The 16,142-nt window shown below is 44.3% G+C and carries 13 protein-coding genes and 1 other annotated feature (1 of these 14 cut by a window edge); all 13 genes read left to right on the plus strand.

What is annotated here, in order from left to right; translation table 11 throughout:
- Positions 1-119, plus strand: a binding site (T-box leader) (it extends 116 nt beyond the left edge of the window).
- A gap of 59 nt (positions 120-178) precedes the next feature.
- Positions 179-2,944: an isoleucine--tRNA ligase gene (gene ileS / locus MKY18_RS07500; protein ID WP_342497796.1), complete on the plus strand. Its 2,766-nt coding sequence runs from the start codon at positions 179-181 to the stop codon at positions 2,942-2,944.
- Between the two features lie 160 nt (positions 2,945-3,104).
- On the plus strand, positions 3,105-3,479 hold the full coding sequence (locus MKY18_RS07505; RefSeq protein ID WP_265208337.1) for a TraR/DksA family transcriptional regulator: 375 nt from the start codon (positions 3,105-3,107) through the stop codon (positions 3,477-3,479).
- A gap of 94 nt (positions 3,480-3,573) precedes the next feature.
- A complete protein-coding gene (lspA, locus tag MKY18_RS07510; RefSeq protein WP_012009890.1) occupies positions 3,574-4,041 on the plus strand; it encodes a signal peptidase II in 468 nt (155 codons plus the stop codon).
- Positions 4,038-4,952: an RluA family pseudouridine synthase gene (locus MKY18_RS07515; protein ID WP_044141977.1), complete on the plus strand. Its 915-nt coding sequence runs from the start codon at positions 4,038-4,040 to the stop codon at positions 4,950-4,952. The genes lspA and MKY18_RS07515 overlap by 4 nt, the downstream gene beginning before the upstream one ends.
- Before the next feature lie 170 nt (positions 4,953-5,122).
- Positions 5,123-5,665: a bifunctional pyr operon transcriptional regulator/uracil phosphoribosyltransferase PyrR gene (gene pyrR / locus MKY18_RS07520; protein ID WP_012009892.1), complete on the plus strand. Its 543-nt coding sequence runs from the start codon at positions 5,123-5,125 to the stop codon at positions 5,663-5,665.
- A gap of 154 nt (positions 5,666-5,819) precedes the next feature.
- The gene (locus tag MKY18_RS07525; RefSeq protein ID WP_065097238.1) at positions 5,820-7,148 is read left to right on the plus strand and encodes a solute carrier family 23 protein; all 1,329 of its coding nucleotides are present in this window, start codon (positions 5,820-5,822) and stop codon (positions 7,146-7,148) included.
- A gap of 130 nt (positions 7,149-7,278) precedes the next feature.
- Positions 7,279-8,202: an aspartate carbamoyltransferase catalytic subunit gene (locus tag MKY18_RS07530; RefSeq protein ID WP_126741207.1), complete on the plus strand. Its 924-nt coding sequence runs from the start codon at positions 7,279-7,281 to the stop codon at positions 8,200-8,202.
- A complete protein-coding gene (locus tag MKY18_RS07535; protein ID WP_065097240.1) occupies positions 8,186-9,472 on the plus strand; it encodes a dihydroorotase in 1,287 nt (428 codons plus the stop codon). Before MKY18_RS07530 ends, MKY18_RS07535 begins: the two co-directional genes overlap by 17 nt.
- Positions 9,469-10,563, plus strand: a complete 1,095-nt coding sequence (locus MKY18_RS07540; RefSeq protein ID WP_126741206.1) for a carbamoyl phosphate synthase small subunit — start codon at positions 9,469-9,471, stop codon at positions 10,561-10,563. Before MKY18_RS07535 ends, MKY18_RS07540 begins: the two co-directional genes overlap by 4 nt.
- The gene (gene carB, locus MKY18_RS07545) at positions 10,548-13,763 is read left to right on the plus strand and encodes a carbamoyl-phosphate synthase (glutamine-hydrolyzing) large subunit (RefSeq protein WP_065097242.1); all 3,216 of its coding nucleotides are present in this window, start codon (positions 10,548-10,550) and stop codon (positions 13,761-13,763) included. Before MKY18_RS07540 ends, carB begins: the two co-directional genes overlap by 16 nt.
- Entirely contained in the window at positions 13,760-14,536 is a 777-nt protein-coding gene (locus MKY18_RS07550) for a dihydroorotate dehydrogenase electron transfer subunit (RefSeq protein WP_003211895.1), read from the plus strand. Before carB ends, MKY18_RS07550 begins: the two co-directional genes overlap by 4 nt.
- On the plus strand, positions 14,530-15,462 hold the full coding sequence (locus tag MKY18_RS07555) for a dihydroorotate dehydrogenase (protein ID WP_126741205.1): 933 nt from the start codon (positions 14,530-14,532) through the stop codon (positions 15,460-15,462). The genes MKY18_RS07550 and MKY18_RS07555 overlap by 7 nt, the downstream gene beginning before the upstream one ends.
- The gene (pyrF, locus tag MKY18_RS07560) at positions 15,434-16,138 is read left to right on the plus strand and encodes an orotidine-5'-phosphate decarboxylase (protein ID WP_342497797.1); all 705 of its coding nucleotides are present in this window, start codon (positions 15,434-15,436) and stop codon (positions 16,136-16,138) included. Before MKY18_RS07555 ends, pyrF begins: the two co-directional genes overlap by 29 nt.
- Positions 16,139-16,142 lie beyond the last annotated feature (4 nt).

A 16,142-nucleotide genomic window follows, 5' to 3' on the forward strand; every position in this document is an offset into this window, starting at 1 on the left:
TGAAATGACCAGTAAGAAAAGGCGTCTGATCACGTTACGATTTTAGAGTGGATAAGCGGCTGTGTCATAGCGCTTGTCTAAAAGGGTGGTACCGCGAGACAAGCCTTCTCGTCCCTTATGGGATGAGAGGGCTTTTTTTATTGTTTTTTAATCAGAATTTGCATATGGAGGAATGGGTATGAACTACAAAGACACCTTATTAATGCCGAAAACAGAATTCCCAATGAGAGGGAACTTGCCGAACAAAGAGCCTGAAATCCAAGAGGAGTGGGCAGAAAAAGACATCTATCAAATGGTTTTAGAGCGTACAAAAGGACGCCCGACCTTTATTTTGCATGATGGACCTCCATATGCGAATGGTGACATTCATATGGGGCACGCACTCAATAAAATCCTAAAAGATTTTATTGTCCGTTTTAAATCAATGAATGGCTTCCATGCACCGTACGTACCGGGCTGGGATACACACGGCTTACCAATTGAAACAGCGCTCACTAAAAATAAAAAAGTCAAACGTAAAGAAATGTCGACAGCTGAATTCCGCAAACTATGCGAGGAGTATGCTTGGAAGCAAATCGAAGGTCAGCGCAATCAATTTAAGCGATTAGGCGTCAGAGCAGACTGGGATAATCCATATGTCACGTTAAAGCCTGAGTATGAAGCGCAACAAATTCTTGTCTTCGGTGAAATGGCGAAGAGAGGCTATATTTACAAAGGACTAAAACCTGTTAACTGGTCTCCTTCGAGTGAGTCAGCTCTTGCTGAAGCGGAAATTGAATATAAAGACAAACGTTCACCATCCATTTACGTTTCATTTAAAGTGAAAGATGGAAAAGGCGTACTTGAAAATGACGAACAATTCATCATCTGGACAACAACACCTTGGACACTTCCTGCAAACCTTGGCATTTGTGTTCATCCAAACCTAGAGTACAGCGTTCTTCAAGTAGGTGCTGAGCGATATGTTGTCGCATCTGAGCTTGTTGAACAAGTGGCAAAAACGCTTGGCTTTGAAGAGTATGAAGTCGTGAAAACATTAAAAGGAAAAGAATTAGATAACGTCGTTGCAGAGCATCCGATCTATGGTAGAGATTCACTTGTGATGCTTGGTGACCACGTGACAACGGATGCAGGTACAGGCTGTGTTCATACAGCACCAGGTCACGGGGAAGATGACTTTGTTGTCAGCATGAAGTACGGTCTTGACGTACTATGTCCAGTAGACGAAAAAGGTGTCATGACAGAAGAAGCGCCTGGTTTTGAAGGACTATTCTACGAAGATGCCAATAAAGCCATCACAGAACAGCTTGAAGCAAAAGGCGCGCTGAAAAAGCTCGACTTTATCACGCACTCTTACCCGCATGACTGGAGAACGAAAAAACCAACGATTTATCGTGCAACCGCTCAGTGGTTTGCATCGATTAAAGACTTTAGAGAAGCGCTACTAGACAATATTAAAGAAACGAAATGGGTGCCAGCATGGGGCGAGACACGCCTATTCAATATGGTGCGTGACAGAGGTGACTGGTGCATTTCAAGACAGCGTGTATGGGGCGTTCCAATTCCGGTCTTTTATGCCGAAAATGGTGAGCCAATCATCACAGATGAAACCATTCAGCATGTCTCTCAATTATTTAGAGAACATGGCTCGAATATTTGGTTTGAAAAAGAAGCGAAAGAACTATTGCCAGAAGGCTTTACACATCCAGGCAGCCCGAACGGAGAATTCACAAAAGAGCAGGACATCATGGATGTATGGTTTGATTCTGGTTCTTCTCACCAAGCTGTTTTAGAAGAAAGAAATGACCTTGTTCGTCCGGCAGACCTTTACCTTGAAGGTTCTGACCAGTATCGTGGATGGTTCAACTCATCTTTATCTACTTCTGTAGCTATCACAGGAAAAGCACCTTATAAAGGAGTGGTTAGCCATGGAATGACTTTGGATAAAGAAGGACGTAAAATGAGTAAATCCTTAGGAAATACCATTGAACCTGACAAAGTAGCTAAACAACTAGGTGCTGAAATTCTTAGACTTTGGGTATCTTCTGTTAACTATCAAGCCGATCACCCGGTGTCTGATGATATCTTAAAACAAGTAGCAGAGGTCTATCGTAAAATCCGTAACACGTTCCGCTTCCTGCACGGTAACCTATTTGACTTTGACCCAGCAGTCAATGCAGTACCTGTAGAAGAGCTTCGCGAAGTGGATCAATATATTTTGATCAAATTAAACAAACTGATTGATAAAGTGAAAAAGGCTTATGATGATTACGAATTTGCGGTCGTGTATCATGCAATTCACAATTTCTGTACGATTGAGCTAAGCTCATTCTATCTCGATTTTGCAAAGGATGTCGTGTACATTGAGCATGCAGATCATCCAGACCGCCGCAGCATGCAGACCGTCTTCTACGAAACATTAATGGCGTTAGTGAAGCTGACTGCACCAATTCTTCCGCATACAGCAGATGAATTATGGAGCCACTTAAGCTTTGTTGAAGAGCCAAGTGTTCAGTTAACAGATATGCCAGAAGGTGTGGCTGTTTCTCAAGCAGAAGCGACAGAAGCGAAGTTCGACCGCTTCATGGAAGTGCGTGACGATGTGCTAAAAGCGCTCGAAATTGCGCGTAACGAAAAAGTCATCGGACGTTCTCTTGAAGCAAGTGTGACACTTTACGCGACAGATGAAGTGAAAGACCTTCTTGCATCCATTAAAGAAGATGTGAAGCAGCTCTTTATCATCTCTGAACTAGCGGTAGAAGATAAGCAGAATGCAGATGCATCAGCACCTGAATACACATCAGGACGTATTGTGGTTCAAAAAGCAGAAGGAGAATTGTGCGAACGTTCTCGCGTTATTTCAAAAGATGTTGGTGCAAATCCGAAATATCCAACATTGTCACTTAAAAATGCTGAAATCGTGGAAAAATATTACCAGAATTAACAGTGTGATATGACCAACTAGCGCCCCGCCATAAGCGGGGCGTTTTCTATTCTGAGAAAATGACAGCGTTTAGAACGAAAGGAAAAATCTTATGGCTTTAAAGTGATCAGGCGGGGTAACAATATGATTATCACGACAGGGCAGGAGTTGAAATAGCGACATGAATGGCGATCTAGAGACGATTTACACGGAACTCCTTCAAATGAAAGAAGAGCTGCAAGCTAAACTGTTTGAATACGCATCATTTCGTTCACCCGCTGAGCATGTCTCAATGAACGAGGTCCAAACGACCACGCTTCTTTATCACATCAAAGAAGAGCTGCAAGATGTGTCTCTCGCTATTGCAAAAATTGAACAAGGAACCTATGGTATATGTGAGGCGACAGGTCATGTCATTCCGCTTGAACAAATGATTATTCTTCCTACCGCCCGCACGGCTGACGACTTTTTATATCATAAGCAATACGAGAAAAAAGCATTCACTCCTTATCCTCATGAATCAGATGATTCTCATTTTGAAGCCTTCCACATGTAGGGAGGTTTTTGTCTGTCAACTAAAGTTTCTTTACTCCTCCCTGTTTTCTTGATAAAATGCTTAAAGATCAAAGTATGAAAGTGGAGGAACGTGTGTGTTCTATTACATAATCGCATTCGTGATGATTTGTTTAGATCAATTAACAAAATGGCTCATTGTCAAAAATATGATGCTCGGAGATTCTTATCCAGTGATTGATGGCTTCTTTTATATCACGTCACACCGAAATTCAGGCGCCGCGTGGGGAATTCTCCAAGGACAAATGTGGTTTTTCTATGTGATCACACTCGTTGTTATTGCGGGAATTGTTTATTATTTGCAAAAGCATGGACAAAAGGACAAGCTGCTTGGAGTTGCGCTGGCCTTAATGCTTGGCGGAGCGATTGGGAATTTTATCGACCGCGTTTTCCGTCAGGAAGTGGTAGATTTTGCTCATTTCGTCTTTGGGAATTATCACTACCCAATCTTTAATATTGCAGATTCTTCTCTATGTGTAGGGGTTATTCTGCTCTTTATTCAAATGCTTTTAGATGGAAAGAAAACGAAGGAGTCAACTACATGAATCAAGTAAATATTGCCGTTTCAGAAGAACAAACGAGTGAACGGCTTGATAAATTTCTAAGCACGACAGAACCAGAATGGTCAAGAACCCAGGTCCAGCAGTGGGTAAAGGATGGGCTGATCGAAGTAAACGGGAAACAAGTGAAAGCCAATTACAAAGTACAACCTGGAGATCAGATTAAAGTCGAGATTCCAGACCCAGAAGTACTAGATGTAGAAGCAGAACCAATGGATCTTGATATTTATTATGAGGATGCAGATGTGCTAGTGGTGAATAAACCTCGAGGAATGGTTGTTCATCCAGCGCCAGGTCACGTCTCCGGAACACTTGTGAATGGCCTGATGGCACATTGCACGGACTTATCAGGCATTAATGGTGTGATGCGTCCTGGAATTGTCCACCGAATTGATAAAGACACGTCTGGACTGTTAATGGTCGCAAAAAACGATATGGCGCATGAATCACTCGTCAATCAGCTTGTGGCTAAGACCGTCACAAGAAAATATACGGCCGTTGTCCATGGCATTATCCAGCATGATACAGGCACAATTGATGCCCCAATTGGCAGAGACAAAAAAGACCGCCAAAGCATGACGGTGACAAAAGAAAGTGCAAAACAAGCCGTCACTCACTTTGATGTGATTGAACGCTTTGAGGACTTCACGGTGGTGGAGTGCCGACTTGAAACAGGAAGAACACACCAGATTCGTGTTCATATGAAATATATCGGTTATCCGCTTGCAGGAGATCCGAAATATGGACCGAGAAAGACAGTCGATTTCAATGGTCAGCTGCTGCATGCAGGTGTTTTAGGATTTGATCATCCTAGAACAGGAGAATATATCGAGTTCACAGCACCGATTCCTGCTGATATGCAAGCTTTTATCGATTCATTAAGAAATAACGATTGACAGGCCGTTCTTTTTTTGAAATAATAAACGAAGAAATGAAGATTCTTTAAAACAGTCCAGAGAGGCTGAGAAGGATAACGGATCAATTTGTGCACGTGTATGCACAAATGAACGCCCCTCTCTGCCCTTTGCAGAAGGGGCTTTTTATTTGTCAAAAAGAGGTGTAAAAGATGGAACAAAAAGCAGTCATTCTTGATGAACAAGCGATCAGACGAGCGCTTACCCGAATTGCACATGAAATGATTGAGCGCAACAAAGGGATGAAAGATGTCATCCTTGCGGGGATCAAGACAAGAGGCATTCATCTTGCAAAGCGCCTTGCAGAGCGCATCGAGCAAATTGAAGGAAATCCAGTCATAGTGGGTGAACTTGATATTACGCTATACCGTGATGACCTGACAAAAAAGACAGACAACCAAGACCCGCTTGTAAAGGGTGCAGACATCCCAGCTGACATTAATGACAAAACACTGATCGTCGTTGACGATGTCCTGTTTACAGGCAGAACCGTCAGAGCGGCCATGGATGCCCTTGTGGATGTAGGAAGACCATCTTCCATTCAGCTTGCTGTTCTCGTCGACCGGGGACACCGGGAGCTGCCGATTCGAGCGGATTATATCGGGAAGAACATTCCGACATCAAAAGCAGAGACAGTTATGGTTCAGCTGAATGAAGTAGATCAAAACGACCTTGTCGCTATATATGAAAAATAACCTTTTTAAATGCATTCCAGAGAGTTTGCAAAGAGGGCAATAACAGAGATACCGAGCACGGCAAACATGACGTGTACGGTTTTTCTAGGCCTCTTTGCGCATACTCGCAAAGAGGCTTTTTTAATGAAGAAGGACACATCTAGGAGGAAAAATCATGAGTCAGCAAAAAGCCAATTTAGGCATTCGAGATATCCCAAAACCGTTCACATGGCTATCACTTAGCCTTCAGCATTTGTTTGCCATGTTTGGAGCGACCATACTTGTACCAAAGATTATTGATATGAGTCCAGCAGTCGCGCTCATCTCAAGTGGTGTTGGAACCATTGTTTACTTAATCATCACAAGAGGCCAAATTCCGGCGTATCTTGGATCGTCCTTTGCCTTTATCGCCCCCATACTGAATGTGAAAGCCACAGGCGGCCCTGGAGCCGCAATGGTCGGTGCCTTCATGGCGGGTGTCGCTTATGCACTCATTGCACTATTTATTAAATGGCTCGGCACAGGCTGGCTGATGAAGCTTCTACCGCCTGTCGTCGTAGGACCGGTCATTATGGTCATCGGACTCGGACTCGCTGGAACAGCTGTCAACATGGCGATGTATGTTGATCCGAATGCAACCGAGCTTGTTTACAGCCTGAAGCACTTAATGGTCGCCGGCTTCACACTGGCTGTCACGATTATCAGCATGATTTTCCTAAGAGGATTCCTTAGCTTGATCCCAGTATTAATCGGCATTATCAGCGGCTATCTCTTTGCCTTATCACAAGGAATTGTGAACTTCCAGCCGGTCATTGATGCAAAATGGTTTGCTGTACCAGACTTCGTTGTACCATTTGTGGACTACACACCAGCTGTGACTTTAAGCATTCTCACCGTAATGGTGCCGGTTGCCTTTGTGACAATGTCTGAGCACATCGGCCACCAAGTGGTGTTAAGTAAAGTTGTAGGGCAAGATTTCATTAAAAAACCTGGTCTTCACCGCTCCATTTTAGGAGACAGTGCGGCGACAATTTTCGCTTCACTCATTGGCGGACCGCCGACAACAACGTATGGAGAGAATATCGGCGTCCTTGCCATCACAAGAGTGTTCAGTATCTTCGTCATCGGCGGAGCAGCAGTATTTGCAATCTGCTTCGGCTTTGTCGGAAAAATTTCAGCATTAATCAGTACAGTGCCGTCCGCGGTCATGGGAGGCGTTTCATTCCTGCTCTTTGGGATCATTGCCTCAAGCGGTCTGAGAATCCTGATTGATCATAAAGTGAATTTTGAAGAAAAGCGTAATCTCATTATCGCATCAGTCATCTTAGTCATCGGAATTGGCGGGGCATTCATTGAGGTGAAACAAATCAACCTCACACTATCTGGAATGGCACTTGCTGCCATCACGGGTGTCCTGTTAAACCTGATCCTGCCGCAGCAAAAAGCGGATGATGACGAGTCAAATGAATCGAATACAGAAAACCTTTTAAAAGAAGTCCAGTGAGGCTGACAAGGGTTCTAAAATGAGCAGAATGCACGAACGTGCCGCTGCTTCTTTTGGAGAACCCTAAGCTGCCGAGGCTTAGGGTTTTTTTGAACCTGAAAGTGATGAAAAACTAGAGGGGGAAGAAAAAATGAATGATCTATCGACTATGAGCAGCTTGTCTACAGAAGAGATTTTACAGCTGATTGAAGAAGCAACGGCTCTCAAAAAGGGGAAGCAAGAGCCTGGCTTAGCGGGAGAATTTGTAGCAAACCTCTTCTTTGAACCAAGCACAAGAACACGATTTAGCTTCGAAGTCGCCGAAAAGAAACTGGGGATGAATGTACTGAGCTTAGATGCGGCAAGCACCTCCGTTCAAAAAGGCGAAACCCTATACGATACGGTAAAAACGCTTGAATCCATCGGTGTGAAAGCTTGTGTGATCAGAGACAGCACTGATGAATATTACAACGAGCTAATCGGGAAGGTTGGGATTCCCATCATCAATGCTGGAGATGGCTGCGGGCAGCACCCGACCCAATCACTGCTTGACCTAATGACCATCTATGAAGAGTTTGGCGGCTTTGAGGGCTTAACGATTTCGATTCATGGAGACATCAAGCACAGCAGGGTGGCAAGGTCGAATGCTGAAGTACTCTCAAGGCTCGGAGCGACAGTCCTTTTCTCAGGGCCTGCTTCCTTCCAAGATGAGCAAAACCCTCACGGAACGTATGTCCAAGTAGACGAAGCCATTAGACAATCTGATGTGGTGATGCTGCTTAGAATCCAGCATGAACGGCACGCTGAAAAAATGGGCAATGAAGATTACTTATCGACTTATGGATTAACAGTAAACAGGGCAAACAACATGAAAGAACGAGCCATTATCATGCATCCAGCACCAGTAAACAGAGGTGTGGAGATAGATGATTCTTTAGTGGAATCAGAGCAGTCACGAATTTTCAAGCAAATGGAAAATGGCGTTTATGTCCGAATGGCGGTATTAAAAAGAGCTTTTCAAAATAGCAGACTACATCAAAAAGGGAGAGATTCTGTCTATGTCGTATCTCATTAAAAACGGTTTTATCTTAACAAGCACAGGTGAAAAAGTGAAGCAGGATATTAGGGTAGAAGGAGAAGTGATTCAAGCGATTGGTCACTTAGAAAGAGAAGATGGAGAAGAGGTCATTGATGCTAAAGGGCTATTTGTTTCACCAGGCTTAATTGATCTGCATGTACATTTAAGAGAGCCAGGTGGAGAGAAAAAGGAAACGATTGAAACAGGCTCTAAAGCAGCAGCAAGAGGCGGCTATACAACGATTGCAGCGATGCCGAATACACGCCCAGTTCCAGATACAAAAGAGCAAATGGAATGGCTCATGAATCGGATCGAAGAGACCTCTTCTGTCAGAGTACTGCCATACGCCTCCATCACAACTAGGCAAATTGGGGAAGAGATGACAGACTTTGCAGCACTAAAAGAAGCAGGCGCCTTCGCTTTCACAGATGACGGGGTTGGCATCCAAACAGCAGGCATGATGTACGAAGCGATGAAAAAGGCAGCAAGTCTTGATCAAGCGATTGTGGCACACTGTGAAGATAACTCGCTCATTTACGGAGGATGCGTTCATGAAGGAGAATTTTCAAAAGCAAATGAATTAAACGGAATACCGTCCATTTGTGAATCGGTGCATATTGCAAGAGATGTTCTTTTAGCAGAAGCAGCGAACTGTCATTATCATGTATGTCATATCAGTACGAAAGAATCTGTGCGAGTCGTTCGCGATGCAAAAAAAGCAGGCATCCGTGTGACGGCAGAGGTGTCACCGCATCACCTGCTCTTATGTGATGCAGACATCCCAGGACTTGACACAAATTATAAAATGAACCCGCCGCTCAGAGGAAAAGAGGATCGCGAGGCACTAATTGAGGGACTGTTAGATGGAACGATTGATTTCATCGCAACAGACCATGCACCGCATACAGAAGAAGAAAAGAACGAAACGATGCAGCGCGCACCTTTTGGAATAGTCGGACTTGAAACAGCGTTCCCGCTTCTGTACACACGATTTGTCAAAACGGGCGAATGGACATTAAAAGAACTCGTTGATTATATGACGATCAAGCCAGCAGAAGCTTTCTCCCTTCCTTATGGAAAGCTGGAAGAAGGACAAACAGCTGATATTACACTCATTGATTTAAACAAAGAAATGGCAATCGATAAAAAAAGCTTCTTATCTAAAGGACAAAATACACCGTTTGACAAATTGACTGTATCAGGATGGCCGGTCATGACACTTGCATCTGGGAAAGTCGTGTATGAAGAGGGGAGACTAGTAAAATGAAGAGACGCTTAGTGCTAGAAAACGGAACAGTATTCGAAGGAACAGGCTTCGGCAGCTTAGAATCGTCAGTCGGAGAAGTCGTCTTTAATACAGGGATGACGGGCTATCAAGAAATTTTGTCTGATCCATCATACTGCGGACAAATTGTCACACTCACTTACCCGCTTATCGGCAACTATGGCATCAACCGTGATGATTTTGAATCGATCACACCGTTTGTAAAAGGGCTGATTGTGAAGGAGCTTTGTGAAAAGCCCTCAAACTGGCGCTCTTCATACTCGCTTGATGAGTATTTGAAAATGAAAAACATTCCAGGCCTTAGCGGAATCGATACACGGAAGCTGACGAGAATGATTCGAAGTGCAGGTACTTTAAGAGGGGCATTTGCAGGACCGGATGAACAAGTGGAATATGTGGTCCGCCGCCTTCAAACAATGCAGCTGCCAACTGATCAAGTAAGTCAAGTATCTGTGAAAAATGCGTATCCAAGCCCAGGAAGAGGAAAAAGAATTGTCCTTGTCGATTTCGGCATGAAGCACGGCATTTTGCGCGAACTCAATAAACGTGACTGTGATGTCATCGTGGTGCCGTACAATATCACGGCAGATGAAGTATTGCAGTTAAAGCCTGATGGAATCATGCTTTCAAACGGCCCCGGGGATCCTGCTGATGTACCAGAAGCAGTCGAGATGATTCAGCACTTGATTGGGAAAGTTCCACTCTTTGGCATTTGCCTTGGACATCAATTATTCGCTCTTGCGTGCGGTGCAAGTACTGAAAAAATGAAATTCGGTCACAGAGGCTCGAACCACCCAGTCAAGGAACTAGCAACTGGCAAGGTGACATTGACAGCTCAAAACCACGGCTACACAGTCAGTGCGATTAACGAGGACGTGCTTGAAGTCACACATATCGCACTAAACGACAATACGATTGAAGGGTTAAAACATAAAGAAGCACCAGCATTCACTGTCCAGTACCACCCAGAAGCATCACCAGGTCCAGAAGATGCGAACTACTTATTCGACCAGTTTATGGACATGATTCATACAACTGAGAAAGAAGGGGAAGAAGTATGCCAAAACGCGTAGATATCAAAAAGATTTTAGTTATCGGATCAGGTCCAATCATCATCGGTCAGGCAGCGGAGTTTGACTATGCAGGCACACAGGCTTGCTTAGCACTAAAAGAAGAAGGCTATGAAGTCGTTCTTGTGAATTCCAATCCAGCGACCATCATGACAGATACAGAAATGGCCGATAAGGTATACATCGAACCACTGACACCAGAATTCTTAACACGAATCATTCGAAAAGAACGTCCTGATGCGATCTTGCCAACACTTGGCGGACAAACTGGACTTAACCTTGCTGTTGAATTATCAGACCTTGGTGTATTAGCTGAATGCGGCGTTGAAGTACTCGGTACAAAGCTGTCAGCAATCCAAAAAGCAGAAGACAGAGATCTATTCCGTAATCTGATGAATGAACTAAATGAGCCTGTACCAGAAAGTGCAATCATCCATAACCTAGAAGAAGCGATGGCGTTTACGAATCAAATCGGTTTCCCTGTCATTGTGAGACCAGCTTATACATTAGGCGGAACAGGCGGCGGAATTTGTACAAACGAGCAAGAGCTGAAGGAAATCGTCGAAAATGGTTTGAAGCTAAGCCCAGTCACACAATGTTTACTTGAAAAAAGTATTGCAGGCTTTAAAGAAATTGAATATGAAGTCATGCGTGATAGCGGTGATACTGCGATCGTTGTTTGTAACATGGAAAACTTTGATCCAGTCGGTATCCACACAGGTGACAGTATCGTTGTGGCGCCAAGCCAAACGTTAAGTGACCGTGAATATCAGCTGCTTCGCAATGTGTCGCTCAAGCTAATCCGAGCACTTGGGATTGAAGGTGGATGTAACGTACAGTTGGCGATTGACCCAGACAGCTTTCAATACTATATCATCGAAGTAAACCCGCGCGTGAGTCGTTCTTCTGCACTTGCGTCGAAAGCAACAGGTTATCCAATTGCCAAACTTGCAGCGAAAATTGCTGTCGGCTTAACGCTTGATGAAATGATGAACCCAGTCACAGGTAAAACCTATGCCGCCTTCGAACCGGCACTCGACTATATTGTGTCTAAAATCCCGCGCTGGCCGTTTGATAAATTCGAATCTGCCAACAGACGTCTTGGTACGCAAATGAAAGCAACGGGTGAAGTGATGGCGATCGGCCGTACATTAGAAGAGTCTCTTCTAAAAGCTGTCCGTTCACTTGAAGCTGATGTGCATCACATTGAATTAAAAGATGAAGCAGATATCACAAACGAAGTGCTTGAAAAGCGGATTATCAAGGCGGGAGACGAACGATTATTCTATATCGCCGAGGCGCTTAGAAGAAGCTATACGGTTGAACAAATACATGAATTCTCAAAAATTGATTACTTCTTCCTTCATAAACTGGAAGGCATCATCGCTTTTGAAAAGACATTAAAAGAAAACAAAGGCAATACAGACGTATTAAAAGAAGCGAAAGAAAAAGGCTTCTCAGACATCTATATTAGCCGCGAGTGGAATATGAATGAAGCGGACGTCTACACGCTAAGACAAGAAGCAGGCATCGTACCTGTTTACAAAATGGTAGATACTTGTGCGGCTGAATTTGAATCCGAGACGCCATATTTCTACAGCACGTATGAAGATGAAAATGAATCAGAACGTACAGACAAGAAAAGTGTCATCGTATTAGGCTCAGGTCCTATCAGAATCGGTCAAGGAGTAGAATTTGATTATGCGACCGTTCATTCTGTGTGGGCAATCAAACAAGCAGGCTATGAAGCAATCATTATTAACAACAACCCTGAAACGGTCTCAACAGACTTTAGTATTTCAGACAAGCTCTACTTTGAACCACTTACTGTAGAAGATGTAATGCACATTATCGATCTTGAGCAGCCTGAAGGAGTCGTTGTCCAGTTCGGCGGACAAACAGCAATCAACCTAGCAGATGAATTATCAAATAGAGGGGTGAAGATTCTCGGCACTTCTCTTGAAGACCTAGACCGAGCCGAAAACAGGGACAAGTTTGAACAAACATTAGAAGCACTCGGCGTGCCGCAGCCTAAAGGGAAAACAGCTACGTCTGTGCCAGAAGCTGTAGCGATTGCCAATCAGATCGGCTACCCAGTCCTTGTCCGTCCTTCCTATGTATTAGGCGGTCGCGCAATGGAAATTGTTTATCAAGAAGCTGAGCTTCTTCACTACATGGAGAATGCAGTGAAAGTCAATCCGCAGCACCCAGTGCTAATTGACAAGTATTTGACAGGAAAAGAAATCGAAGTAGATGCCGTGTCTGATGGCGAAACTGTCGTGATCCCAGGCATTATGGAACATATTGAAAGAGCTGGGGTTCACTCTGGTGACTCGATTGCGGTTTACCCGCCGCAAACATTGTCTGAAGAGATCAAAGAGAAGATCGCAGAATACACGATCAAGCTCGCAAAAGGACTCAATATTATTGGGCTGCTAAACATTCAATTTGTTCTCTCAAAAGGTGAAGTGTTCGTACTTGAAGTGAACCCGCGTTCAAGCCGGACAGTTCCTTTCTTAAGTAAAATCACGGGCATCCCGATGGCAAACCTTGCGACAAAAGTCATTTTAGGAGAAAAACTGAAAAACTATGGCTACGAAGAAGGACTTCACACAGAGCAAGAAGGGGTGTACGTCAAAGTTCCAGTCTTCTCTTTTGCAAAACTAAGAAGAGTCGATATTACACTCGGACCTGAAATGAAATCAACAGGTGAAGTCATGGGGAAAGATGTCACAATCGAAAAAGCTCTTTACAAAGGATTAATTGCATCAGGCATTCAAATTCCTAAAGACGGGACAGTTCTTCTGACAGTGGCTGATAAGGATAAAGAAGAAGGACTTGAGATTGCGAGAAGATTCCATTCAATCGGCTACCATATTTTAGCGACAGAAGGAACGGCGAAGTACTTAAAACAAGCTTCCATCCCATCAAGTGTTGTTGGCAAAATAGGAGAAGAAGGCAAAAATCTTCTCGATGTCATTCGAAACGGGGAAGCACAATTTGTTATCAACACTCTGACAAAAGGAAAACAGCCGGCAAGAGACGGCTTTAGAATCAGACGGGAAGCTGTTGAAAATGGCGTAGCTTGCTTAACGTCGCTAGATACAGCAGAAGCGATTTTAAGAGTACTAGAAAGCATGACATTTAGAGCGGACGAAATGCCAGAAGTGAAAACGAATGCTGAGGTGACAGTAACGATATGAAAAAAGCATACTTGACGGTCGTCTCAAATCGAGAGATCGCTGATCATATTTACGAAATGACATTAAAAGGTGACCTTGTGGACTCCTTTCAAACGGCTGGACAATTTCTTCATATCAAGGTCAGCGAGTCCATGACACCGCTGCTGAGAAGACCGATCAGTATTGCCAATATTCATGCCGAGAAACAAGAAGCAACCATCATCTACCGTGCAGAGGGAGAGGGCACAAAACTCCTTTCCCAAAGGCGCGATGGGGAATCCATCGATGTATTAGGGCCGCTTGGCAACGGGTATGATCCATCAGTTGTTCAGCCAGGTCAGACAGCGTTACTAGTCGGTGGTGGAATTGGAGTACCGCCTTTATATGAGCTGTCCAAGCGTTTAACGAAAAAAGGCGTCATCGTCAAGCATGTCCTTGGCTTTCAATCGAAAAAGGATGTATTTTACGAGGAGAAATTCCAAGCACTCGGAGATACATTTATCGCGACAGTTGATGGAACATATGGCGCAAAGGGCTTCGTGACAAGTGTCATTGAAGAGAATGATTTGAGCTTTGATGTCATGCTTTCCTGCGGGCCGACCCCTATGTTAAAAGCACTAAAAGACTCTTACCCTGATAAGCCTGTCTACATTTCAATGGAAGAACGAATGGGCTGCGGAATTGGTGCTTGCTTTGCATGTGTCTGTCATACAGACCAGCACGAAAAAGCTTACGTCAAAGTCTGTTTGGATGGACCTGTATTTAAAGCAGAGGAGGTGGCGTTGTCATGCTAAACGTTGAGTTACCAGGCTTATCTTTAAAGAATCCGATTATCCCTGCATCAGGCTGCTTTGGATTCGGGAGAGAATTTGCTTCATTATACGACTTATCCGTGCTTGGCGGTATCATGATCAAAGCCACAACCTTAGAACCGAGATTTGGCAACCCGACACCAAGGGTAGCAGAGACAGGTGCCGGGATGCTCAATGCCATCGGTCTTCAAAATCCTGGCCTAAAAGGCGTGCTGGAAAATGAATTGCCTTGGCTTGAGCAGTTTGATACGCCTATTATTGCAAACGTCGCTGGCTCACAGGTCGATGATTATGTTGAAGTAGCGAAGCAGATCAGCCAAGCAAAAAATGTCCATGCCCTTGAACTGAATATCTCGTGTCCGAATGTCAAAACAGGCGGAATTGCTTTTGGTACAGATCCTCAAATGGCAGCAGCATTGACAAAAGCGGTGAAGGACGTGTCCTCCGTTCCTGTCTATGTCAAACTGTCTCCTAACGTAGCCAATATTGTGGAGATTGCTCAAGCGATTGAATCTGCTGGAGCGGATGGACTCACGATGATTAACACGTTAATCGGTATGCGTTTAGATTTAAAAACGGGGAAACCGATTCTTGCCAATAAAACAGGCGGATTATCAGGCCCTGCTGTCAAACCTGTCGCTGTGCGCATGGTACATGAGGTCAGTCAAGCGGTTTCTATCCCGATTATCGGAATGGGCGGAGTGCAAAATGCTGAAGATGTACTTGAATTTTTACTAGCAGGTGCGAGTGCAGTAGCTGTTGGCACAGCCAATTTTGTAAACCCATTTATTTGCCCAGAAATCATTGAAGAACTGCCGAATGTATTAGCAGCCTACGGGTATTCATCTGTAGAGGAATGTACAGGAAGGAGCTGGAAACATGAAGCACTCGCCCATCATCGCGCTTGATTTTCCATCAGGGCAGGAGGCGCTTGCCTTTTTAGAACCCTTTGAAGGGACACCATTATTTGTGAAGGTCGGCATGGAGCTGTTTTACCAAGAAGGACCTGCCATCCTTGACGCACTTAAAGAAAAAAACTGTCGCATTTTCCTCGACCTCAAATTACATGACATTCCAACAACGGTGCAAAAAGCAATGAACCGGCTTGCCGCACTTGGCGTTGATCTAGTCAATGTCCATGCTGCTGGCGGGAAACAGATGATGCAAGCTGCGTTAGAAGGGCTTGAAAGCGGAACGCCTGCTGGACAAAAACGTCCGTGCATTATTGCAGTGACTCAGCTGACGAGTACATCTGAAGACATGATGAGAAGTGAATTACTCATAGACCGTCCGCTGCAAGAGACTGTTATCCGGTACGGTCAATTGGCATATGAAAGTGGACTAGACGGTGTTGTTTGCTCTGTTCATGAATCCAAAGCCCTTCATGAGCACATCTCACCTGACTTCCTCACTGTTACGCCAGGGATTCGTTTACTAAATGATCAAACCGATGATCAAAAGCGTGTGGCAACCCCTGCTTATGCAAAAGAGCAAGGTGTTTCACAAATTGTTGTCGGAAGGTCAATCACAAAAGCTGAAGAACCATTGGAAGCCTATCATCAAATTTTGAAAGAGTGGGAGTGACTGC

It is taken from the genome of Bacillus sp. FSL R7-0672, assembly GCF_038601465.1.
GTDB classification, from domain to species: Bacteria; Bacillota; Bacilli; order Bacillales; family Bacillaceae; genus Bacillus; species Bacillus pumilus.

Coding starts and splice junctions, on each gene's coding strand:
- MKY18_RS07540 (WP_126741206.1), top strand. CDS start 9,469: ATGAAGAGACGCTTAGTGCTAGAAAACGGAACAGTATTCGAAGGAACA.
- pyrF (WP_342497797.1), top strand. CDS start 15,434: ATGAAGCACTCGCCCATCATCGCGCTTGATTTTCCATCAGGGCAGGAG.
- MKY18_RS07530 (WP_126741207.1), top strand. CDS start 7,279: ATGAATGATCTATCGACTATGAGCAGCTTGTCTACAGAAGAGATTTTA.
- carB (WP_065097242.1), top strand. CDS start 10,548: ATGCCAAAACGCGTAGATATCAAAAAGATTTTAGTTATCGGATCAGGT.
- pyrR (WP_012009892.1), top strand. CDS start 5,123: ATGGAACAAAAAGCAGTCATTCTTGATGAACAAGCGATCAGACGAGCG.
- MKY18_RS07535 (WP_065097240.1), top strand. CDS start 8,186: ATGTCGTATCTCATTAAAAACGGTTTTATCTTAACAAGCACAGGTGAA.
- MKY18_RS07505 (WP_265208337.1), top strand. CDS start 3,105: ATGAATGGCGATCTAGAGACGATTTACACGGAACTCCTTCAAATGAAA.
- MKY18_RS07515 (WP_044141977.1), top strand. CDS start 4,038: ATGAATCAAGTAAATATTGCCGTTTCAGAAGAACAAACGAGTGAACGG.
- MKY18_RS07550 (WP_003211895.1), top strand. CDS start 13,760: ATGAAAAAAGCATACTTGACGGTCGTCTCAAATCGAGAGATCGCTGAT.
- ileS (WP_342497796.1), top strand. CDS start 179: ATGAACTACAAAGACACCTTATTAATGCCGAAAACAGAATTCCCAATG.
- MKY18_RS07525 (WP_065097238.1), top strand. CDS start 5,820: ATGAGTCAGCAAAAAGCCAATTTAGGCATTCGAGATATCCCAAAACCG.
- MKY18_RS07555 (WP_126741205.1), top strand. CDS start 14,530: ATGCTAAACGTTGAGTTACCAGGCTTATCTTTAAAGAATCCGATTATC.